The organism is Bradyrhizobium sp. S69, from assembly GCF_009766005.1.
Taxonomy (GTDB): domain Bacteria; phylum Pseudomonadota; class Alphaproteobacteria; order Rhizobiales; family Xanthobacteraceae; genus Bradyrhizobium.
The window spans coordinates 10,261-33,184 of record NZ_LMUK01000018.1 but is presented as its reverse complement, the minus strand read 5'-3'; the positions used below and the strand labels follow the sequence as shown (position 1 = coordinate 33,184).

Here is a 22,924-nt window from a genome sequence, read left to right as displayed (position 1 = left end):
TCAGCGCGACAGCAAATTGGTCTTGGCCAGGTCGAGAACCTCGTCGCCACGGCCGCTCATGACCGCGCGAAGCACCCACAGACTGAAGCCCTTGACTTGCTCGGCCGTGATCGTCGGCGGCATCGATAGTTCCTGCGTCGCGGTGACGACGTCGAGCACCGCGGGGCCGTCATGGGCCAGCACGTCGCGAATCGCATTTGGCAGCTCGGCAGGATCTTCGACCCGAATTGCATGGATACCCATGGCACGTGCCATCGCCGCGAAATCCGGATTTTGCAGATCGGTTCCGGTCTCGACAAAGCCGGAGGCCTTCATTTCCAACGCCACAAAGCCAAGCACGCCGTTGTTGAAGATCACGACCTTCACCGGCAGTTTCATCTGGGTCAGCGTGATGAGATCGCCCATCAGCATGGCAAACCCGCCGTCGCCCGACATCGAAATGACTTGACGTCCTCGCTGCGACGCTTGTGCCCCGATCGCATGGGCCATGGCATTGGCCATCGAGCCGTGAACCCAGGATCCAACGATGCGACGGCGCCCATTCATGGCGAGATAGCGCGCCGCCCAGATCGTGGGCGTACCGACGTCGGCGGTGAAGACCGCATCATCAGACGCTTGTTCGCTGAGTAGCCGTGCGACATATTGCGGATGGATCGGCCTTTTGCCGGGCGTGCCTTGAGCCAGTTCGTCAAGTCCCGCGCGGGCCTTCTTGTAGTGGGCGCGGCTGGCATCGAGATGTTTGCTGTCGTTCTTCACCTTCAGCTTCGGCAGCAGCGCCTCGATGGTGGCGCTGACGTCTCCGACGATGCCGAGGTCGAGTTTACAGCGGCGGCCCAGATTTTCCGGCCGGATATCGACCTGGGCGATCTTGGCGTCGGTGGGCAGAAACTGTTTGTAGGGAAAATCGGTCCCTAGCATCAGCAGCACGTCGCACGCATGCATGGCGGCATAACCGGAAGAGAACCCGATAAATCCGGTCATGCCGACGTCGTAGGGATTATCGTATTCGACGTATTCCTTGCCGCCGAGCGCATGCACCATCGGACTCTTCAGCATTTCGGCAAGCTTGATAAGGACGTCGTGGGCGCCGGCACAGCCGCGGCCGCAGAATAGCGTAACGTTCTTGGCACTGTTCAGGAGTTCGGCCAATGCGGTCAATTCCCGTTGAGCCGGCCGGACGATGGGTGCTGCCGGCAGCAGCCCGGCGTTCGGCGAGATGCCGCGTTTGGGTGAGGACCTCAGCGCCACGTCGCCCGGGATTACAAGGACGGCGACACCGCGGCGGCCCACTGCCGCACGTATGGCGTTTTCCAAAACATAGGGAAGCTGCGCTGTATCCGATACCAGTTCGCAATAGTGACTGCATTCCCGGAATAGGTCCTGCGGATGGGTCTCCTGGAAATAGCCGCCGCCGATCTCGCCGGAGGGAATTTGCGCCGCGATTGCCAGTACCGGGGTGCGACTGCGATGAGCATCGAACAGACCGTTGATCAAATGGAGATTACCGGGGCCGCACGACCCCGCGCATACCGCGAGTTCGCCCGTGATTTGCGCCTCACCGGCGGCGGCGAAGGCGGCCACTTCCTCGTGCCGCACGTGAACCCACTCGATCGTCTTCCGTTTGCGCAGCGCCTCGGTCAGGCCGTTCAGGCTGTCGCCGACGACGCCGAAGATGCGCTCTACCCCGGCCTGAATCAGTGTTTCCGCGATGAGGTCGGCGACATTCTCGATCCGCATGATGGCTCATCCTTCTGGCGTGCCCCGGAAGTCGGTTTCTACGGGAACAGGGCATGATGTTCGAGGCCGCGCGGTCGCGCAAGTCCAAAGCGATTAAAACATTCGCGATCGATGGCCTATCAGAGAACGGTTCGCCTATCAGCGCAGCACATGTTGCGGCAGCCACAGCGAAAGTGCAGGCAAATAGGTGACAAGCATCAGGACCACGAACATCACGGCGTAGAACGGCCAGATTTTTCGCATCACCTGCTCGATCGGGACCTTGCCGACCGCGCATCCGACAAACAGAATCGATCCGACCGGCGGATGACACAATCCGATACCGAGATTGAGCAACATGATCATGCCAAAGTGAACGGGATTGACGCCGAAATTCTGCATCACCGGCAGCAAAATCGGCGTCGCGATCAAAATCGAGGGCGCCATGTCGATGAGGGTGCCGAGCACCAGCAGCAGGATATTGATCAGGAGCAGGATGACGTATTTATTGCTCGAAATCGACAAGAAGAAGGCCGTCATCTTCGCCGGCATTTGCGTCAGCGCCATTACGTAGCCGACGCTGGAGGCGCATGCGATCAAGGTCAGCACCATCGCTACGGTGCGCAGGGTCCGATGCAACAATACCGGCAGGTCGCGCCAGCGATAGTCGCGATAGACGAACATCGTCACGAAGAAGGCCCAGATGCAAGCGACTGCACCTGCTTCGGTCGCGGTGAAGATTCCGCCGAGAATGCCGCCGAGAATGATCACCAGCGTCACAAGTCCCCAGGCGGCATCGATCGTGATCCTGAGTGCGTCCCGGGCTGGTGCGCTCCGGCCTTGCGGATGCTTGTCGCGATAGGCGATCACGAGACACAGAATGATCAACGCGAAGCCGAGCAATAGGCCGGGAAATACGCCGGCCATGAACAGGGCGCTGATCGAAATCGTGCCGCCTGTCGCCAGCGAATACAGCACTGCATTATGACTGGGTGGCACCAGCAGCGCTTGAACCGAGGAGGTGATGGTGAGGTTGGTCGCGAACACCCGCGGATAGCCGGCCTTTTCCATTTGCGGGATCATCACCGAGCCGATCGCCGAAGTATCGGCGACGGCGGAGCCGGAGATGCCACTGAGGAAGGTGGTCGCCAGCACGTTGACGATCGACAAACCGCCACGCAGACGCGTAAATCCGACCAGAACGTCAGCGAACGCTACCAGCCGCCGCGCCATTCCGCCTTCGGCCATGATGGCGCCCGCCAGCACAAAAAACGGAATCGTGAGCATTGCGACCTTGCTGACGCCGTCGGAGATCTTCAGCATCACCGCTTCCAGTGGAATTCCGATCCACCACGCGCCGGCAATGGCTGCAAATGCCAGGGCATACGCGATCGGCATGCCGATCAGAAAGCACAGCAGCATGGTCGCTAGCAGAACGAAGATGTCCATCGTGTGCTTGCTCCGGTCAGTCGACCGGCGTCACTTCCGCTTCCTGAGGCAAAGCCTCCGGCGGAAGGCCGAGAAAAATGCGTTCGATAATGAACAGCAGAAGCAACACGCCGCCGATCGGGATCGGCAGATACGTGACGCCGACGGACAGGAACGGAAAATCCGCGATGGTATTGTGCCAGGTGACCTCCGCCAGCCGGGAGCCCCACACGATCATGAAGGCGGCGATGAGCGCCATCAGCAACTGCACAACGAGATCTAGCAGGATGCGGAATCTGGCGGGCAATTTGTCGGCAAAGAACGAGACATTCATGTGCAGGTTGAAGCGATACGCCGCAGCGGCGCCGATGAAGGTCAGCACGATGGTCAACAGCACCGCCATCGGTTCCGGCCAGGAAGCTGCGCTGTTGAGTACGTAGCGGGTGAATACCGCCCAGGGAATGATCGCCGAAATCAGCGCCAGCGCGGTGCAGCCGACGATGACGCAAAGCAGGTACAGATAGTCCATCATTCGACGAAACAGTCCGGCCATCCCCGAGATTCCTGTCATTCGACCACGAATATCGTGGCGGCTATGCGATGGCCTGAATGCGGCTGATCATGTCCTGATATTTCGGGCCGTATTTGTCCCACACCGGTTTGACCGCGTTCTGGAACGGCTTCTTGTCGGCGATTTCGGTGATCTGGCAGCCCGCCGCCAGCGCTTTGTCCATCGCATCTTTTTCGTATTTGTTCCAGAGATCGCGCTCTTCGAGCTGGGATTCACGGGCTAACTTCCTGATCAAGGCTTGGTCGTCGGCTGAAAGTGAAGCCCAATTCTTCTTCGAAAACACCAGCACTTCCGGAATGATGAGGTGCTCGGTCAGCGAGAAATACCTCGCGGCGGTATAGTGATTGCTGAAGACATAGCTCGGGGGGTTGTTTTCGGCGCCATCGATCACGCCGGTCTGCAGCGCGCTGAACACCTGATCGTAGCCCATGGCGACACCGTTGCCGCCAAGGGCGTTCATCATGTCGATGAAAATGGGATTGCCGATGACACGGAATTTCAAGCCCTTGACGTCCTCGATCGATTTGATCGGTCTCTTGGTGTTGTAGAGGCTTCGTGCGCCGGAATCCATCCAGCACAGCCCGACCAACCCAGCGTTGGCGTTGGCCGTGATCCTGTCGAGCAATTCCTGTCCGAGCGGCCCATCCATCATCTTTTCGGCATGCGCGGTGTCGCGGAACAGAAAGGGCATGTTGACGACATTGATTTCATCGACAATGGGTCCGAGGGCACCAGCGCTGACCCGCAACAATTGGATGGCGCCGATCTGGGTCTGCTCGATGGTTTCCTTCTCGCCGCCAAGCTGCATCGAGGGATACATCCGGACCGAAAGCCGCCCGTTGGTGGCCGCCTCGAGCTTTTTTCCAAAACTCTCGGTGGCCGCTACGGTCGGGTAGCCAGGAGGCTGAACGTCCGAGGCTTTGAATACCGCTTTTGTCTGGGCCGATGCCGGCGAAGGGTGCGTCAGGCCTGTCGTCAAAGCTGCGCTGCCGAGACCGGCGCTTAGCTTGAAGAAATCACGGCGTTTCATGGCAGATCCCCGAGGAGCGGTGTCATTTTATCTTTTCGCCGAGACTACACGCTGCAGAACTATCCTTTGTGGTATTTATCCACGATCTCGCGGAATTTCTTCACGTTGTCCTCGCCGGCGTAGTCGGCGATCCGCTTGTAGGCTGGTTCCATCTTTGCGCGGAACGGCGCGAGGTCGGGACGCGTCACCTGCATCCCGGCTTTTTGCAGCTTGTCGATCTGATCGGTCTCGGCGTCCGCGATCAGCTTGCGCATCAGTTCGCCGGAGCTCTTGCTCTCCTCGCGGAAAATCGTCTGCTGTTCCGATGTCAGCCGCTTCCAGCTGTTCACGCCGACGGTGTGAATCATGTTGTTGTAGACATGCTGGGTCAGCGCCAGATGCTTCTGCACCTCGGCGATCTTGTTGAAGTAGATCACCGCGATCGGATTCTCTTCACCATCGACCACCTTTTGCGACAGCGCCAGATAGAGCTCCGGAAATGCGATCGCCGTCACCACCGCGCCCAATGCCTCCATTGAGGCCTGAATCTGCAGTTCGGGCGGGGTGCGGATCTTCAGGCCCTTCATGTCGTCCGGCGTGTTGATCGGTCGTACGCTGTTGGTGACGTTGCGGAAGCCGTATTCCCAGTTGCGCAACAGTACAAAACCCTGCTTTTCCGCCAGCGGCGCCAGCCATTCCATCGCCGGGCCATCGAGGATCGGAAAGGCGTCTTCGCGTCCGTTGAAGATGAACGGCAATTCGATGGTGGCAAACGCCTTGTCGTATTTGTCGAGCTGTCCCTGGGTCGGCAGTCCCATGTCGATGGTGCCGAGCTTGATCTGCTGGGCCTGTTCCGGCGGTCCGCCGAGCTGGTTGTTCGGAAAGATCGCTATCTTGATCGCGCCATCCGTGCGTTTTTCGATTTGGCTCGCGAACTGCTTGGCCGCGATATTGGCCGGATGGCCTTCTTCGGCAAAATGCGCAAAGCGCATCGTCATGGTCGCTGCACGGGCAATATAGGGCGCGGCGAGCGTTAGGCTGGTGGCGCCGGCCGTGGTCTTCAGGAAATGTCTGCGGTCCATCTGGTGTCCTCCTGTTGTTATTGCCCGCGTGATCGCGGATTTTAGCCGTGGAAGCCGAAATAGTGGGGCAGGGCCAGCGTGAACCATGGCACGAAAGCCACTATCAGCAATCCCGCGATCAGCATGATGAGATAGGGCAGCATGGCGCGGGATGCGGTCTCGATGTCGCAGCGCATGACGGCGCAGCAGACATAGAATCCGACCCCGGCGAACGGCATGAAGCCGCCGATCCCCATGGCAATGATCAGCACCAACGCATAATGCAGTTCGCTCAATCCGAGTTTGCCGGCGATCGGAATCAGCAACGGTGCAAGAACGTTGAGCGAGGGTAGTCCTTCGAGCAGCACGCCGACCACAATGAGCAGGAAGATCGAGCAGATCATGAAGATCGCCTGGCTGTCGCCGACCGATTGCAGCAACGACACCAGCCGCTGCGGAAGATAGGCGACCGTCAAGGTCCAGGAGAAACTCGACGCGGCGGCGAAGATGAACAGCAAGACGCCGGTAAGCGCAGCGGTGTCGATCGCGATCCGAATAAAGCTGCTAAAGTTCATCTCGCGATAGAGCAGGCCGGACAGCAGCAGGCCGTAGACCACGGCAAGTGCCGCGATTTCAGTCGGCGTGGCTACTCCGAGCAAGATGCCCGCAAGCAGTGTTCCCGGCATCAACAGTGGCAGAATGGCGCCGAGCCCGGCACGCGCTATCACGTAGCCGCTGGCACGCGGCATCTGCGGGGTTCCGCTGGCGCGGGCGCGCACGTAGATCAGAATCATCAGGCAGATCGCCATGATGGCAGCGGGAACGAGCCCTCCGATGAACATGGCGCCGACCGATACGCTGGTGATCGAGCCGACGATCAGCATTGCGATGCTGGGCGGAACCGTCTCGCCCATCACGGCCGCGGCGGCCAGCACAGCAGCACCCTCGGCTGCGCCATGGCGCTCGCTTAATTCATCACGCATCACAGTGCCGACGGCGGCCACGTCGGCAGGCTTCGAGCCGGACAAGCCCGAGACGACGTACATGCTGGCGACGGTAACCTGGAGCAGGCCACCCTGCAGATGGCCGACCAGTGCATGGATGAAGCGCACCAGCCGGATGCTGATGCCGCCGCGCTCCATCACGAGGCCTGCGAGAATGAAGAAGGGCACCGCGAGCAGAATGAAATTGCCTGTGCCATTGACCATGGTCTGCGGAAGCACCACGAGCGAGGCAGTTCCGGTTCCCCAAAGATACGTCGCGGTGGATAGCAGCAGCACAAAGCCGACGGGAACGCCGGCGAGGATCGCGACGAAGAACAGGCCGAGGGCGGCGATGATCGCGGCGTCGTCGCCGAGCAGGGGTAACCACACGTCGCGTGTCAATGCGGCCATCGCGATGGTCACGGCAAACGCGGCGCCGGTCCAAAGCGCCATCATGCCGTGATCGCGCTTGAGATTGATCGCGGCGTAGAGCATCAGCAGCAGCATGCCGATCGGCAATGGCAATGCGATCAGCGCGGCCGGCATCTGGAAGATCGGGGTGTATTCGCCCCAGCTCGAGCCAAGAAATTCGATCGAGGCGTAGCCGGTGACCCCGGCCACGAACAGCACGATCACGTCGGCGAGCGCCAGGCATCCCCGTTCGCCGCGCGAGGGAAGCCGGCTGAGGATCACGCGAACGAAGGCATGATCGCGCCGCCGGTAGGCGACGGCACCGCCGACAAAGGCGAGGATCGACAAGGCCAGGCGGGCGACTTCATCGGTCCACAGAAAAGAGCGCGCGAAGTAGACGCGCGCGGCGACATTGGCGAGCACCAGCACGAGTTCGCCCAGCAGCGCGGTAACGATCAGGCTCTCGGCCGCGAGATCGATAAACCGCAGCGCCGTCACCTCGCGTCGCGTAGGGGGCGGAGCGTCCACACGCGACCGCGCTGCCGGCGCTCCCTTGTCGTCCGAGAGAATCTCGATGGCGCTAGCGCGCATCGGGTCGCAACCCAATCGAGGACGGACAATCCAAAATACGGCTCATGCTTACCTCCCTTGCATCTTCCTGATGCGTCTCTTGGCGCGGCTTTTGTTCGCAGCCGCGTCCTTTTTCTTTTTTGTCAGTCAGTCTTAATCAGCCTGGTTCGTCGAAGAACTCCGGGTTTAAGCTTTGCGTGGCGGTGATACTGCCGAGAAGCCCTTCGAGATGACGGTCCATGGCGATCCCCGCACCGGAGCCGTCACGGGCCTCGATCGCAGCCAGGATCGCCTCGTGCTCCGCGATCACTTGGGTGATCCGTCCGATTTGCGGCAGCGTCAGCCGCCGGTAGCGGTCGACATGTACTTTCACCTGCTGGATCAGCTTCCAGATTCCGGGATGTCCAGCGATTTCCGCGATGGTGCCGTGAAACACCTCGTCCGCCTGATGGAAGGCGCCACTATCCCTGGCGGCCTCGGCCTCGCGCTGACGTTCCAGGATGGCGCGCAGGACCAGAATCTGGCTGGCGGTGGCGCGTTCGGCCGCGAGCCGCGCGGTGGTTTCTTCCAATGCCTTGCGGATGATGATCGCTTCCGGCAATGCCGCCATTGGAATGCGCGAAACGATGATGCCCGACTGGGGAAATATCTCCAGCAGGCCCTCGTCCGATAATTTCAGGATGGCTTCGCGAACCGGCGTCCGGCTCACCCCATAAGAGAGTGCTATTTCCGCCTCGGAAATGGCTTCGCCGGGGCGCCTTTGCAGCGACAACAGCTCGGTTCGCAGATCGGTATAGATCTTCGAGGCGGCCGTCGCTCCGCGGGGCCGGCCGATACGCCGCTGGCCGCCCGTCACGGAGCGCGCCTCTATCTTGTGTGTCATGCGCGTTGGCATATTTGCTCGCAAGCCGAATTGATATATTAGTATATAAAGCGTTCTTGGCAATGATAATCGCAGCCGAAAGGGAGCCTCGTGCGTGACGGACTATCGCAAGCTTTTCGACCTCACCGGGAAGACCGCGGTGGTGCTCGGCGCGGCCTCGGGCATCGGAAAATCCTCGGCTGAGGCGCTGGCATCGCTCGGCGCTGACGTGATGTGCGCCGATCTGGCGGCCGATGGTGCGGAGGCGACAGCCGCCGGCATCCGGGCAAACGGTGGCTTGGCGGTTTCAGCGAATTGCGACGCGTCCAGTGCTTCGGATGTCACAGCACTCGCGGCCACCGCGATGCAGAAGTTTCCTCGCGTCGATATTGCGGTCACGACACCGGGACTGAATATCCGCAAGACCATCCTCGATTACACCGAGGAAGATCTCGAGCGCGTCATCAACCTCAACCTCAAGGGCACGGTGCGGTTCTTCCAGGCTTTTGGCCGCATCATGACCAAGCAGCAGGGCGGCAGCCTGATCGCGTGCTCGTCGGTCCGTGCTGTCACCATCGAACCCGGGCTTGCCGTCTATGGTTCGACCAAGGCTGCGATCGGTCTGCTGGTAAAAGGCTTTGCATCCGAGGTCGGACGGTTCGGGGTGCGCGTCAATGCGATTGCGCCGAGCATCACCGAGACCGCGCTGACGCGGCCGATCACGGAGCGGCCCGAAATCTACAACCTTTATGCCGGGCATACCGTGCTCAATCGCTGGAGCCATCCTGACGAAGTTGCGACCGCCGTCGCCTATCTGGCCTCGGACGCCGCGAGCTACGTCAGTGGCAGCACCTTGTTTGTCGATGGTGGTTGGACCGGAATCGACGGGCCGCCGACCGGCCTGACGCAATTGGCCAAATAGGCGCGGCCGCCCAAATGGGGCATGGCTAGTCGCGGCCATCGAGAAAGCCCGCCGCGACGCGCAATTCCTGCTGATCGGCGCCGATCAGCAAATCAATCAACGCCTGTGCCTCTCGCGTATGGGCAGCCGTCGTCGTTCCGGCTGCGGTATACATGGTCGCGAGATCGTATCCTTTGGGCAACGAGCCCGACAGCAGCACGCCTTTCGTGCTGATGATTTCGGTCGACTGGGTGCAGCCAATGGGCCTTGAGGCGCCGGACGCCGCCAAATGGCGCATGGCGGTTGCTCCATTTGGATAGATCTTCAACCGCGCTGCGACTTCATCCGATATCCCCAATTGCTCCAGCACTTTCGCGACGTGGATTCCAGCCGTCGACGCCTTGGTATCCGGCACGTAGATCGCGTCGGCGGCGAGAAATGCCGCGCGCAGCGCAGATGCGTCGGTCACCTCGACCCGCGGATCGGCTGAGCGTACCGCGAGCGCGGTCTCGACCAGGCCGACATCCATGATAGAGGCGCGGACTACCAAATTTTCGTCCGCGAGTTTCGCGACGAGTGCCGCGGTCAGGATGACGATGTCGGTGGGCATGCCCTGGCGCAATTTGTCGGCCATGGCACCGACCGCACCGAACTCGCCGTCGATATCGAGGCCGGTCAGCGCCTTGAATTTTGCGGCGAGGCTTCCGACCAGGCCCTGCGCGGCGCCGCCGCTGAGAATATTCAACGCGTTCATGAGGTCCCTTTCGTAGCAGCTCATTGCGGCTTGTCGGCGAATTGCTTCACGACATCAGCCCATTTCACGATGTCGCCGCGCAGATATTGATCGAACTCCTCCGGCGTCATCGACATCGGAAGCGCGCCTTGTTCGGCCCAGAGCTTGACCACGTCCGGCCGCTTCACAATTGTATTCACTGCCGCGTTGAGCTTGTCGATGATCGGTTTTGGCGTGCCTGCCGGTGCCATCAGTCCGAGCCAGATCGTGGCCTCGTATCCGGCGACGCCGGCCTCCGTCACGGTCGGCACGTCAGGCAGCGCGCCGGAGCGTGTCTTGCCGGTGGTGGCGAGCGCTCGTACCTGACCGGCGCCGACATTGGGTGCCATGGTCGTCACCGCGTCGATCATCATCTGGACCTGGCCGCCGATGACGGCGCTACGGGCATCGCCGCTGTTGCGATAGGGCACGTGCACGACATCGATCCCGGCCATGCTCTTCAGCAACTCGGCGGCCATGTGATAGGGCGTGCCCTGGCCGGCGGAGGCATAGTTCAGTTTTCCTGGCTGCGCTTTGGCCAGCGCGATGAATTCCCGCAGCGTTTTGGCCGGAACCTGCGGGTTCACGGCAATGACAAGGTCGGAATAATTGACCGGCGCGATCGGAACCAGATCGCGCATCAATTCATATTTGCGCTGCGGCACCAGCGATTCATTCGTGGTTTGCGTGTTCGATATCATCAGCAGCGTATAGCCGTCCGGCGTCGATCTAACCGCTTCGAGTGTGCCGATCACGCCGCCTGCGCCGGTATGGTTCTCGATCACGAAAGGCTGACCGAGGCCTTGCTGCAGACTGTTGCCGATCAGGCGGGCGGTGACATCGGCGGGACCCCCAGCTCCAAAGGGAACGATGATCCGAACCGGCCGGGTCGGATAATCCTGCGCCGGTGTCTGCGAGCAGAAGAGAGGTGTCGCCAGCAGAGCTACGGTCAATGCCAGCGCGAACTTTGACCCCACGTTCCCACTCCCTCTATCGGTATGTTGTTATTCTCAGATGAAAGCTTCCGGACCAAGATCGGAATAAAAGGCCGTGAGCAGCGCCAGTGGGCAGATGCTGAGTTAGTGGGTATTTTTTGGAATGTCGGCTCTCGCCGCGCCTTTTTGGCGCCTCGGCGCTGATTTCGCCGCTTTGACGGGATCAATCGGATTATCATCGGTCGGCGTATTCATCGCGCCGACCATGTTGTCCAGCACCAAACTGTAATCTTCTGCGGCGTCCAGGCAAGGTTCGGTTTGCGGGATATCGCGGGATACTTCGCGTGCGGCGGCTGGTTGGACGGCGTCTGGATCGAACCGAACACGCTCGAGCCTTTGCCCGACGAACCACGCACAAAGGATACCTGTTATCTTGTCGTCGTCGAAAATGTCGGTGTTGACCGTATCGACCGTCATGGTCGGCCCGCCAGATTTGAGCACCACGAGGTCGCCTGATTTGAAGACAGCCATGGCCGAGATCCTCGAAAAATCAAACGAATCAAATGTGGTTGCATCGCAACAATAGCAAACCGGCAGCTTTGCTTCATCCCCCGTTGGCAGGCATTAGACCTAGTCGACGATAGGCTAAGGGGCCATCATCGGAATAAAAGGTAGCATCGGGTGTACCGGACTTGAGTTTGCGAGCGGATCGAATGCGTGAAATGAAACATCGGACATTATCCCGCCGCCATTTGCTGAGGGCATCAGGTGTGTTACTCGCCGGCGCGGCGTTCTCGACCCGCGTCGTCGCGGCTGCGCCGCCGGCCGAACCGGTCACACCGGATCTGATCGCGGCGGCGAACAAAGAGGGGCAAGTCATCTATTACACCTCGACCGATCTGCCGGTCGCCGAACGGCTGGCGAAGGCGTTCGAGGCGAAATATCCGGGCATTGCCGTGAGGGTCGAACGCACCGGTGCGGAGCGCGTGTTCCAGCGCATCGGACAGGAATATTCCAGCAACATTCACGCGGTCGACGTAGTGAATTCGTCGGACGCCGCGCATTTCATCGTCTGGAAGCGCGACGGCATCCTGGCGCCATACGTGCCGGAGGATGTTGCGAAATTCTATCCACCCGAGCACAAGGACGTGGACGGCCAGTTTGCGAGCTGGCGCGTCTGGCTCAGCATCATCGCCTACAACACCAGCCTGGTGAAGGCCGAAGACGCGCCGAAGAGTTTTGCCGATTTGCTCGATCCCAAATGGAAGGGCAAGATCGTGAAAGCGCATCCCGGTTATAGCGGAACCATCATGACCGCGACCTACCAGATGCAGCGTGATCTCGGCTGGAATTATTTCGAGCAGCTCGCGAAACAGAACATCATGCAGGTGCAGTCGTCGGCCGATCCGCCGAAGAAGCTCGATCTCGGGGAACGCGCCGTGATGGCCGACGGCAATGAGTACAATATTTTGCAGATGAAGGAGGCCGGCCGTCCGGTCGAGCCGGTTTACGCCAGCGAAGGCTCGCCGTTGATCATCGGTCCGAACGGTATCTTCAAGGGCTCGCCCAATCCGAACGCGGCGAAATTGTTTCAGTCGTTCTGCTTCGGCCGCGAGGCGCAGCAATTGATCATCGATACCGGCGGCCTGCGTTCGGTGCATCCGGAAACCCGGGAGAAGCCGGGACGGACGCCGTTCAAGGATATCAAGACCATGAAGGACGATGCCGCGGCGGTCGAAAAAGTGAGCGGGGCGATCAAGAGCCGCTACAGCAAGATATTTCATGTCTGATTTGCCCGATCCTGATTCCCCCGTGTTTGATCCTTCAAGCGCCTGATCCTCAGAACACCTGCCCCTCGAGAACGAGCGAACATGACATCGGAACTGCCGAAAATTTCCGTCGCCGAGACCTTGGCTCGCAAGATCGTGGCGCTGAAGGCGGGCGACCTGCCGGCGACAACCGCGCGCAAATGCGAGGATTTGCTGATCGACGTGGTTGGCTTGTGCGTCACGGCGCGCAACCAGGACTACATCGCAAGCGCCCTGACCGGCTGGGACGATGACGGCCCCTGCACCGTGATCGGCCACGCGCGAACGCTTAACGCCTCGGGCGCGGCCTTCGTCAACGGCACCGCGGCGCATGGCGAAGATTTCGACGACACGTTCGAGGGCGGTCCGGTGCATGCCGGCGCGGTGATCGTGCCCGCAGTGCTCGCCGCGTGCGAACGCCATCAACCCGACGGCCGTATGGCACAGCTCGGCATCGCGGTCGGCACCGAGGTGCTGTGCCGGTTGAGTCTGGTGGTGCCGAAGGCGGTCCACAAAGCGGGGTTTCACCCGACCGCGATCTTCGGTGCGATGGGTGCGGCCGCCGGTGTCGGCACCGCGCTCGGATTGAACGCCGCGCAAATCGTCGATGCGTTCGGCATCGCCGGCAGCATGGCCGGCGGCATCATCGAATATCTCGCGGAGGGCGCCTGGACCAAGCGGCTGCACGCGGGATGGGCGGCGCAATCGGGGATCCGGGCGGCGTTGCTGGCGCGCCAGGGCTTCGTCGGTCCGCGCACGGTGTTCGAGGGCGTCCATGGGCTGTTTCACGGTTTTGCGCATACCACGACAGGCGACTATGACGCGCTGACCGGCGATTTCGGCAGCCGCTGGGTCACGGACACGCTGGCGTTCAAGCCTTATCCGTGCGGGACCATGGCGCAGCCCTATATCGATTGCGCCCGCAGCCTTGCTGCGCGCGGGGTCAAGTCGGAGGATATCGCCGAGATCGTCTGTGAGGTCGCGGAGGGGACGGTGCACCGGCTGTGGGAGCCGCTCGCCGACAAGCAGCGCCCGCGCAATGGCTATGCCGCCAAATTCGCGGTGCCGTATCTCTTGGCAACCGGTTTTGTCCACGGCGGCGTCGGCTTGAGCGCCTTTACCGAAGCTGCGATCGGCGATCCGCTCGTGCTCGCGTTGGCGGCGAAAGTGAAATTCGTCATCGATCCCGACAATCCCTATCCGGCCAATTACACCGGCCACATCAAGGCTACGATGAACGACGGCAGCGTGATCGAGCAGCGGCAGCCTCATTTGCGCGGCGGTGCGCAGGAGCCGCTGACGCGGCAGGACGTCACCGATAAATTCCTGCTCAATGCCGCGCATGGCGGCTGGGACAAGCCGCAAAGCGATGCGACGCTGAAACTGCTGGCAGGATTGTATCAAGGCAGAATAGATTTGAGACCATTGCGAAACTAGCATCGATCGCATCCAGCACATTGAGGAACCATGTCAGAGCTGATCCTGCATCACTACGCGATGTCGCCCTTTTCCGAGAAAATACGGCTGATCCTTGGTTTCAAGCAGTTGGCTTGGCGCTCGGTTTTGATTCCGCCGGTGATGCCCAAGCCGGACTTGATCCCGCTGACCGGTGGTTATCGCAAGACACCGGTGCTGCAGATCGGCGCCGATATCTACTGCGACACCGCATTGATCGCCCGTGCGTTGGAGGCACGACAGCCCACGCCGGCGCTGTATCCGGCCGATGTTCCGCTGGCGGTGCCACTGGGGCAGTGGGCCGACAATCATTTGTTTCTGGAGTCGGTGGTGTGGGCGATGCAGCCCGCCGGTGCGCCGGCGGTGCTGGCCGGCGTGTCGCCGGAGCAGGTCAGGATATTTGCCTCCGACCGCGCGGCGATGCGGGGCGCCTTGCCACGCCCGACGCTGTCTGACGGCACCGCGCAGTTGAAGGTTCATCTGTCGGCAATCGATGCGCAGCTCGCGGAAGGCGGGCCGTGGTTGTTTGGTGCGACGCCATGCATCGCCGATTTCTCCGCCGCACATTGCCTTTGGTTTATTCGGCTCGCCGGGCCGGTGGCCTCGTTGCTCGGTAATTACCCGGCGTTGAGCTCCTGGCTCGACCGGACCCTGGCCATTGGTCACCACATCCACCAGGAGATGAGCGGCACCGATGCGATTGCGGTTGCAGCGGCTGCCTCCACTCATGCGCCGACCGGTGTTGCTGCGGGCCAGGGCTTCGAGCCGAACGAGGCCGTCACCGTCGCCGCGACCGACTACGGCACCGATCCAGTGGCGGGCACGCTGATCGGATTGTCGGATACCGAATCCGTGATCCGGCGCGTCGACCCTCGCGCCGGCACTTTGCATGTTCATTTCCCGCGCTTCGGCTTCCAGATCAAAAAGAGCATTGCGGCGTAGCAGGAACGGGAGAGGATACATGACCACCACGGAATTCGGCGGCAAGGTTGCGATCGTTACCGGCGCCGGCCGCAACATCGGCCGCGCGATCGCGCTGACGCTGGCGGAGGGCGGCGCGTCCGTCGTGGTCAATGTGCGCGGCAACCGCGCCGAGGCCGAGGCCGTCGCGCGCGAGATCGAGGCCCATGGCGGCAACGCGCTGGTCCATCTCGGCGATGTCGCCGATGCGGACGCTGTGCAGGCGATGGCGGATGCGACCGTAAAGCACTTCGGCCGCATCGATATTCTCGTCAACAACGCCGCGCTGCGGCGCGAGAAGGCGTTCGCCGACATGAGCTATGCCGAATGGCGTGAGATCATGGATGTCACCCTCGACGGCACCTTTCATTGCGTGAAGGCCTGCCTGCCTGCGCTGCGCCGATCCGGTGCCGGCACCATCGTCAATATTGGCGGCCTCAGCGCACACACCGGCGCCAGGGACCGCGCCCATGTGGTAACGGCCAAGGCGGGGATCGTCGGTTTCACCCGTGCCTTGGCCCACGATCTGGCTTCCGACGGCATCACCGTGAATTGCGTGGTTCCCGGCCTGATCGGCACGCCGCGCCCCAGGGACACGCCGGAGCCCGCGCATCATCTGACCCATCAGACCATCACCGGCGAGCGTGGCACGCCGGAACAGGTGGCCGCCGCCGTGCGCTTCCTGTGCGGCCCCGGCGCGCGCCACATCAATGGCCAGGCTATCCACGCCAATGGCGGGGCTTATCTGGGCGCATAGGGTGCATGCGCCGTACGCAGTTTTGCGCAGGATTGCTGGATAAATGCGCTGGCCGTCCTCGGTTTTGATGCTAACTATTGTGGCATGAACCAGCACGCCAAGATCGACATTAGGCACTCCACCTGTCCGCATGATTGCCCGTCGGCCTGCGCGCTCGATATCGAGGTGATCGATAAATCGACCATCGGCCGTGTCCGCGGTTCCAAAGCCCAGACCTATACGGCCGGCGTGGTCTGCGCCAAGGTCGCGCGCTATGCCGAGCGGATCCACCATCCGGATCGGCTGATGTACCCGCAGTTCCGGGTCGGCCCCAAGGGCTCCGGCAAGTTTGCGCGTATCTCCTGGGACGACGCGCTGGACGAGGTCGCCGCACGCTTCGACCAGGCGGAGCGCGAATTCGGCTCGGAAGCGGTGTGGCCTTATTATTACGCCGGCACCATGGGCCTCATCATGAAGGACGGCATCAACCGTCTGACCCATGTGAAGAAATATTCCCGCTTCTACGGCACTATCTGTTCGACCATCGCGCGGGTGGGATTTGCTGCCGGCACTGGCCGGGTTTCCGGGGTCGATCCGCGCGAGATGGGCGTCTCCGACCTCGTCGTGATCTGGGGCACCAACCCCGTCAACACCCAGGTCAACGTGATGACGCATGCGTCGCGCGCCCGCAAGGAACGCGGCGCCAAGATCGCGGCGATCGATATCTACAATAACGACACCATGAAGCAGGCTGACATCAAGATCCTGCTGCGCCCCGGCACCGATGGTGCGTTCGCCTGCGGCGTCATGCATGTGTTGTTCCGCGAAGGCTATGCCGATCGCGATTATCTCGAACGCTACACCGATTGCCCCGCCGAGCTCGAGGCGCATCTTGCGACCCGCACGCCGGAATGGGCGTCCGCGATCTCGGGCGTGCCGGTGGCGGAGATCGAGGCGTTCGCGCGCGCGGTCGGGCAGACCAAGCGCACGTTCTTTCGTCTCGGCTATGGTTTTACCCGCAGCCGCAATGGCGCGGCGCAGATGCATGCGGCGCTGTGCATTCCCGCGGTCACCGGCGCCTGGCAGCACGAAGGCGGCGGCGCGTTCTTCAACAATTACGCGATCTGGAAATTCGACGAGTCGGTGATCGAAGCCCATGAGGCGATCGATCCGTCGATCCGCGTGCTCGACCAGTCCAAGATCGGGCGCATCCTGACCGGCGACGCGGCGGCGCTGAAGGGTGGCCCGCCGGTCAAGGCGATGCTGATCCAGAACACCAATCCGATGACGGTGGCGCCGGAGCAGGCGCTGGTGCGCCAGGGTTTTGCGCGTCCCGACCTGTTCACGGTGGTGCATGAGCAGTTCATGACCGAAACCGCGCAGATGGCGGACCTGGTGCTGCCGGCGACGATGTTCATGGAACACGACGACCTCTATTACGGTGGCGGCCACCAGCATATTTCCGTCGGCGCCAAATTGATCGAGCCGCCCGGCGAATGCCGCTCCAACCACGAGGTGTTTGCCGGTCTCGCCCGCCGCCTCAAGGCCGAGCATCCCGGCTTTGAGATGTCGGCGCGCGAATTGATCGACGTCACCTTGAAGAAGAGCGGCCGCGGCAGCATCGAAGAACTTCAAGCCGACAAGTGGCGCGATCTGCAGCCGGACTTCCGCACCTCGCATTATCTCGACGGCTTCGCGCATGCCGACAAGAAATTCCACTTCAAGGCCGATTGGGCCCACGTGCCGGTCGGCAATGCTGGCATGATGGGCGCCTGGGATCAGATGCCGACGCTGCCCGACCATTGGGCAACCATCGAGGAGGCCGATGAGGCCCATCCGTTCCGGCTGGCGACCAGCCCGTCGCGCAGCTTCCTCAACACCAGCTTCAATGAAACGCCATCGTCGCAGGCCCGCGAGGGCGCACCGAGCGTGATGATCCATCCGCTCGACGCTGCGTCGCTCGATATCGCCGAGGGCGATGCCGTGACGCTCGGTAATCCGCGCGGCGAGACCACGCTGATCGCGAAATTGTTCGAAGGCGTTCGGCGTGGCGTGTTGATCGCGGAATCGGTTCACCCGAACAAGACCCATATCGGCGGGCGCGGCATCAATATGCTGACCGGTGCCGAGGCCGTAGCCCCCGTCGGCGGCGCGGCGTTCCATGACAACAAGGTCTGGGTCAAGAAGGCCGTTCCAGCGATTCCGACGCCTTAATTCGCCGCTGAGCGGGAGAGCAGGGCCATGACCGACAACAGCGTCCTATTGGAAAATCGCGGGCAGGCGTTCTGGATCACGATCAACCGGCCGGAAAAGCGGCCTGCCGGAAGTGAGGATCGGCGTGTTCCTGATGCAGACGGGCAAATAGCTCGGCTAACCCAGCGCGCAACTGAGCCTTGGAGAGCTCGCAAACTGAATCAATGATCTAGTCTAGGACGCGTGTTGGGTTATTAATCCAACACGCGACCAAGTGTCGCTTTTGTTCGCTCCACACGGCGCTTCTTGGTGCCTGAGATAAGCTGTCTACGCGTACGCTTGGCATAGGTTGGCAGTTGTTGTGAGGATCGATGGCGGGCCGCGGCGCGCAACTCAGCATCTGTGAGATCGCTGTCGGCACCTTCGGTGAAGCCACCATGGCGGAAGGAGGTAAATGATAGTTCACTTCGAAGCCCAGCTGCCGCGACTATCTTTTTTACGACACTTCGGAGATAACGCAAATCCTTGCGTTCCGTAATCCATGGAAGCGGCGCACGCGACCTACGATGCTCATGATCGCGCCGGAAGGCCAAACCCGAAACCATCGTTTCCTTGATGGCATCGAGCTCCGTCATCAATTCGGGGAAAAGGGGCTCGCCGGTTTCGTCGAACAAGGGCCACCAGGCTTCTTCGCCATTCTTCGGATGCACGATTTTCACGCTATTCGGCCGCTCTTTTGGCCGATAGTGCGAGATTTCGAAGGCGCCGAAGACGTGTTCTTGCCGCTGCAACCACTCCCAGGTCAACAACGCGGCTGTCCCGACAGAGCAGTATCCGAGCTTGTTTGCGGCCTCCCAGCGCTTCAGTGATGCCGACCATACTGCAGGTTATCGAGGTTGCCGTAACGCTGTATCGCAGCTTGAGCACCTCCTACGAGCCGACCGAATCAGTTTGACGCGCTGAGTCGCGTCACCAATGATTTGACGCAGTGGATCAGTTTCGGTGGGGTAATTAGCGGCTCGCGATTGACGAAACACGCGATCCAAGCGAATTGCATCCCTGGAGAGGTGCGTCAGCTGCGTCAAATTTAAAATTGACGCGCTGAGTCATGTGACGCAACATTTTTGACGCACGTGACGCAGCAGGGCTCCGCTGGCCGATTGGGCATCGGAGCACTTCGAGCGCACCTCAATAGGGATGCCTGTTTGGCTGATGCTCGTAGCTTGCTCCGAGCATGCTTGAAGGTCGCCAACAAGGTGGTGCGGTCCAGCGCGCTCCTACGTCGTTGCCGTTCGAAAGCTCGTCAAAGGCCACAAATCCGACGATGCTTCCGCAGCGGACCGGATCTGAAACGGCCGCCGTGCCGGTGTAGCGATTGAACTTGCGCAATGCGTTTTACGCTCCAGCGAGCGGGTCGCCGCGCCGCTGCCAACCTTGTGGCTGCATTGCCACAGCATGCGAGATTCGGCGGAAATATCTTGAAACGCTGAGTTCACGGTAGGCGCGATAAAACGAGCCGTTTTAAGATGTCGCGGCTTGCTTTCCGGGTCGAGTGGGCTTCGACATTTGCGCAGCGATATTGCCGCTGCGAGCAAGGCACACAAGTGACTTTGAGATCAGATGCTGAACTTAGCCATCACGGGCGGTACCACCGCTCCTTGCTCGGTAGCACGGTCCTCCCTGTCGTCTCGCTTCTCTTAGCCTGGATGCTAGCGACGCCAGCTCGTGCAGACGGCGGATCGGGCGGAGCCGGCGGTGTAAATGGCCTTGGCACCGGCGGGGAGGGCGGCACCGACAATTTAGGACCCGGTCCAGGGGGCGCTGGAACTGCGGGCATCTTCGATCCAGCTGGTGGGGGCGGCGGCGGAGGCGGTGGCAGTGGGGGCGTTGTGGTTGGGCCAGCCGGAAATCCAGGCGCAGGGGGCGCCGGTAGTGGCGGTGCCGCAGGCGGACTGGCGTCGACCTCCTTGGCCGCTCCAGGCGGCGCCGGCACCCCTGGGGCCAATCCCCAAGACGGTGGTGGTGGCGGTGGTGGCGGGTTCAACGCTACGGTGGACATTACAAGTGTAACCTCTGTTGGCAATTTAACAGCGAGTGCCGGTGGCGCTGGCGGCGGCGGCGAGACCACCGGCGGCGGCGGCGGTGGTGGCGCCGGCGGCGCTCAATTTTCGTTCACTGCTAATGCTGACTACAGCCTCATCAACGCCATTCGGCGGATCGGCGGAGCCGGAGGTGTCGGCGGGACGAGCTCAAATGGGTTTGGTGGCGCCGGGGGCAGCGGCGGGGCCGGCGCGGTTTTTCTCGCCGGCGGATCAGTCAACGTCGGGGCCGGAAGCCTCCTAAGTGGTGGCGCCGGCGGCGCCGGTGGGGTGAGCGGTGTTAGCAATGGCGCGAACGGCTCCGGCGGCGTTGGCATCGTTGGCGCCAACCTCACCGTCACCAACAATGGCACCATCAGCGGCGGCCTGAGCGGTGATGGCGTAACCCTCGCCAATGCGATCATGTTCACTGGAGGCACCAATTTTCTGACGCTGTCGTCGGGTGCCACGGCCGGCACGCTGACCGGCGGCATCGGTATCAGCGGATCGCTGACGATCGATCCGGGCCCGGTGAACGGTGCCAGCGCGACGCTTGCCAACGTTATCAGCGATGCGACCGGCGGCCCCGGCTCGATCAGTGTCAATACCACCCGCACGCTCACGCTGACCGGCGCCAACACCTATTCCGGCGGCACCACGTTGACGGCGGGTACGATCTCCGTTGGCAACAGCTCTGCGCTGGGCTCTGGCACCTTGTCGATGGCGGCCGGAACGGCGCTGTCCTTTGTCAGCGGCATTGGTGTCAATATTGGCAACGCCATTACGGTTGCCGGCGATCCCACCTTCACCACCACGCCCGGTACGCCGCAGACCATTTCGGGGACAATCACGGATGCGACCGGTCCGACGACGCCGGGCGCGGTTGTCGTCAATGGTGGCGGCGTACTGACGTTATCGGGGCAGAATACCTTTTCGCTGGGCACCACGATCTCAGGAACCGGGACTACGGTGGTGGCGACTAACTCCACTCCCAACACATCGTCTTCCATCGGCACGGGCACGCTAACGCTGGATGGCGGCACGCTGCAGCAACTGACGGGCAACAGCCTCGCGTTCAGCAATGGCATGCAGATCAACTCGACCGGCGGCACGCTCGATGCCACCAATGGCACCCTGACGTGGACCGGTAGCGTCACCAATGGCACCGGTTCTCCCGCGGGCACGCTGAACATTGTCAGCAGCACCGGCGGCGGTACCGTTGTTTTCAACCCTGGCGTGGCGGGCTCGAACACCTATTCAGGCGCCACCATCATCGGCGACGGAACCAATTCCGTCATTCTTGCAGGCGGTTCGGCAAATGCGTTCAGCGCCAACTCGGCACTGACGGTGAACGCCGCCAGCACCGTCGACCTCGGTGGTTTTAACCAGCAGGTTCTGTCGCTGGCGGGCGTGGGCAGCATGACCAACGGCGGCAGCTCGGCGGCGACGTTGACAATCGGTGCGGCGAGCGGTGTCACCGCGACGTTCTCCGGCACCATCAGCGACGGCAGCACCAACACGCTGATGCTCGCCAAGTCTGGTGGCTCGACACAGATTCTCGCGGGGGCCAACACCTATTCCGGCGGCACCGTGGTTTTCGGCGGTACGTTGCAGCTCGATCACGCCACCGGCGGAATCATTGATGCGGCGGGGACCAGCGCCATCGGCGTCACCACCGGCGGCACGCTCGAACTGGCGGTATCCGGCACGCTGACCAACGCCATCGAGATCGGCGGCACGCCGGGAGGCACGATCGCGGCGACCTCAGGCACGACGGCCGCGCTCACCGGGGCGTTTCAATCAATTGGGGGTAACGCGACATTCGGTTCGACGACGGATACCGGTACCATCGTGTTGGCTCCGAGCACGATCATGGCTGGGCCGCCGCTGACGACACTCGAAGTCGCGGGCGGCATCCTGCAGGCCGGCAGCGGCAACAGCGGCCTGGGCACGCTGACCGCGAATGCCGCCACCACGCAGATCGACGGCGGCGCGCAACTCGACTTCAACGGCAACAGTGCCACGATCCTCAATCTGCAAGGCGCCGGCAAGCTGAGCAATGGCACCAGTGCCACCACGGTGGTCAATTCCGGCTCCTTCAGCGGCGTGATTGCCGGCGCCGGCGCGCTCGAGGTCTCGGTCAGTACCGGTCTGGCCGTGACGCCGACCTTGACGCTATCAGGCGTTAACACCTATACCGGCGCGACGACGGTTGATGCTGGCACCACCCTGGCACTCAGCGGCGCAGGTGCGATCGCGCACTCTTCCGGGGTCGAAGTCGAAGGCACGTTCGATATCAGCGCCGCGAGCGGCGGCACGTCGATCAAGGCGCTGGATTCGTTGACCACCTCCGGGCAGGTCAATCTCGGCGCCAACACGCTCACTTTGACCGCCGCCGACGGTGTTTATTCCGGCACGCTCGGCGCGGTAGGCGATACCGGCGGCTTCGCTGTCGTGGGCGGGACGGCAATTCTC

Annotated in this window: 18 protein-coding genes and 1 pseudogene; 8 read left to right on the top strand and 11 right to left on the bottom strand. The window is 61.8% G+C overall.

Going from position 1 to position 22,924, the window contains the following annotated elements:
* The 7 genes from poxB to GSQ88_RS05880 form a co-directional block, all read right to left on the bottom strand.
* Window positions 1-1,737, bottom strand: coding sequence for a ubiquinone-dependent pyruvate dehydrogenase (gene poxB / locus GSQ88_RS05910; RefSeq protein ID WP_159006456.1), 1,737 nt, complete (start codon window positions 1,735-1,737; stop codon window positions 1-3).
* 138 nt (window positions 1,738-1,875) lie between these two features.
* Window positions 1,876-3,165 carry a TRAP transporter large permease gene (locus GSQ88_RS05905; RefSeq protein WP_159006455.1) on the bottom strand — a complete coding sequence of 430 codons (1,290 nt, stop codon included), beginning with the start codon at window positions 3,163-3,165 and terminating at the stop codon, window positions 1,876-1,878.
* Between the two features lie 16 nt (window positions 3,166-3,181).
* On the bottom strand, window positions 3,182-3,697 hold the full coding sequence (locus tag GSQ88_RS05900) for a TRAP transporter small permease (protein WP_159006454.1): 516 nt from the start codon (window positions 3,695-3,697) through the stop codon (window positions 3,182-3,184).
* A gap of 40 nt (window positions 3,698-3,737) precedes the next feature.
* The gene (locus GSQ88_RS05895) at window positions 3,738-4,745 is read right to left on the bottom strand and encodes a TRAP transporter substrate-binding protein (RefSeq protein WP_159006453.1); all 1,008 of its coding nucleotides are present in this window, start codon (window positions 4,743-4,745) and stop codon (window positions 3,738-3,740) included.
* A 59-nt stretch (window positions 4,746-4,804) separates the two neighbouring features.
* On the bottom strand, window positions 4,805-5,806 hold the full coding sequence (locus GSQ88_RS05890; RefSeq protein WP_159006452.1) for a TRAP transporter substrate-binding protein: 1,002 nt from the start codon (window positions 5,804-5,806) through the stop codon (window positions 4,805-4,807).
* Window positions 5,807-5,847: 41 nt separating this feature from the next.
* Window positions 5,848-7,770, bottom strand: coding sequence for a TRAP transporter large permease (locus tag GSQ88_RS05885; RefSeq protein ID WP_159006451.1), 1,923 nt, complete (start codon window positions 7,768-7,770; stop codon window positions 5,848-5,850).
* A 136-nt stretch (window positions 7,771-7,906) separates the two neighbouring features.
* Window positions 7,907-8,632 carry a GntR family transcriptional regulator gene (locus GSQ88_RS05880; RefSeq protein WP_246735079.1) on the bottom strand — a complete coding sequence of 242 codons (726 nt, stop codon included), beginning with the start codon at window positions 8,630-8,632 and terminating at the stop codon, window positions 7,907-7,909.
* A gap of 94 nt (window positions 8,633-8,726) precedes the next feature.
* Between GSQ88_RS05880 and GSQ88_RS05875 the strand changes: the two genes are divergently transcribed.
* Window positions 8,727-9,533, top strand: a complete 807-nt coding sequence (locus GSQ88_RS05875) for an SDR family NAD(P)-dependent oxidoreductase (protein WP_159006449.1) — start codon at window positions 8,727-8,729, stop codon at window positions 9,531-9,533.
* 25 nt (window positions 9,534-9,558) lie between these two features.
* Here GSQ88_RS05875 and GSQ88_RS05870 read toward each other — a convergent pair whose 3' ends face one another.
* The 3 genes from GSQ88_RS05870 to GSQ88_RS05860 form a co-directional block, all read right to left on the bottom strand.
* Window positions 9,559-10,266, bottom strand: coding sequence for a molybdate ABC transporter substrate-binding protein (locus GSQ88_RS05870; RefSeq protein ID WP_159006448.1), 708 nt, complete (start codon window positions 10,264-10,266; stop codon window positions 9,559-9,561).
* A 20-nt stretch (window positions 10,267-10,286) separates the two neighbouring features.
* Window positions 10,287-11,261, bottom strand: a complete 975-nt coding sequence (locus GSQ88_RS05865) for a tripartite tricarboxylate transporter substrate binding protein (protein WP_159006447.1) — start codon at window positions 11,259-11,261, stop codon at window positions 10,287-10,289.
* Window positions 11,262-11,363: 102 nt separating this feature from the next.
* On the bottom strand, window positions 11,364-11,750 hold the full coding sequence (locus tag GSQ88_RS05860) for a YodC family protein (RefSeq protein WP_159006446.1): 387 nt from the start codon (window positions 11,748-11,750) through the stop codon (window positions 11,364-11,366).
* A 182-nt stretch (window positions 11,751-11,932) separates the two neighbouring features.
* Between GSQ88_RS05860 and GSQ88_RS05855 the strand changes: the two genes are divergently transcribed.
* From GSQ88_RS05855 to GSQ88_RS35180, 6 genes and pseudogenes are all read left to right on the top strand, one after another.
* A complete protein-coding gene (locus tag GSQ88_RS05855; RefSeq protein WP_246735078.1) occupies window positions 11,933-13,009 on the top strand; it encodes an ABC transporter substrate-binding protein in 1,077 nt (358 codons plus the stop codon).
* Between the two features lie 81 nt (window positions 13,010-13,090).
* Complete coding sequence (locus GSQ88_RS05850) at window positions 13,091-14,464, top strand: MmgE/PrpD family protein (RefSeq protein ID WP_159006445.1); 1,374 nt, start codon at window positions 13,091-13,093, stop codon at window positions 14,462-14,464.
* A 30-nt stretch (window positions 14,465-14,494) separates the two neighbouring features.
* Window positions 14,495-15,424 carry a glutathione S-transferase family protein gene (locus GSQ88_RS05845; protein ID WP_159006444.1) on the top strand — a complete coding sequence of 310 codons (930 nt, stop codon included), beginning with the start codon at window positions 14,495-14,497 and terminating at the stop codon, window positions 15,422-15,424.
* Window positions 15,425-15,443: 19 nt separating this feature from the next.
* Window positions 15,444-16,199 carry an SDR family NAD(P)-dependent oxidoreductase gene (locus GSQ88_RS05840; RefSeq protein WP_159006443.1) on the top strand — a complete coding sequence of 252 codons (756 nt, stop codon included), beginning with the start codon at window positions 15,444-15,446 and terminating at the stop codon, window positions 16,197-16,199.
* Between the two features lie 84 nt (window positions 16,200-16,283).
* On the top strand, window positions 16,284-18,392 hold the full coding sequence (locus GSQ88_RS05835; protein WP_159006442.1) for a molybdopterin oxidoreductase family protein: 2,109 nt from the start codon (window positions 16,284-16,286) through the stop codon (window positions 18,390-18,392).
* A 27-nt stretch (window positions 18,393-18,419) separates the two neighbouring features.
* Window positions 18,420-18,512: pseudogene (locus tag GSQ88_RS35180) on the top strand (enoyl-CoA hydratase/isomerase family protein); the annotation flags it as partial.
* 113 nt (window positions 18,513-18,625) lie between these two features.
* Here GSQ88_RS35180 and GSQ88_RS05825 read toward each other — a convergent pair.
* Window positions 18,626-19,180 carry a site-specific integrase gene (locus GSQ88_RS05825; protein ID WP_159006441.1) on the bottom strand — a complete coding sequence of 185 codons (555 nt, stop codon included), beginning with the start codon at window positions 19,178-19,180 and terminating at the stop codon, window positions 18,626-18,628.
* Between the two features lie 1,158 nt (window positions 19,181-20,338).
* On the opposite strand from GSQ88_RS05825, the gene GSQ88_RS05820 reads away from it, so the two are divergent.
* Window positions 20,339-22,924 (top strand): beta strand repeat-containing protein (locus GSQ88_RS05820; protein ID WP_283810669.1); only part of this gene is annotated, 2,586 nt, incomplete at its 3' end.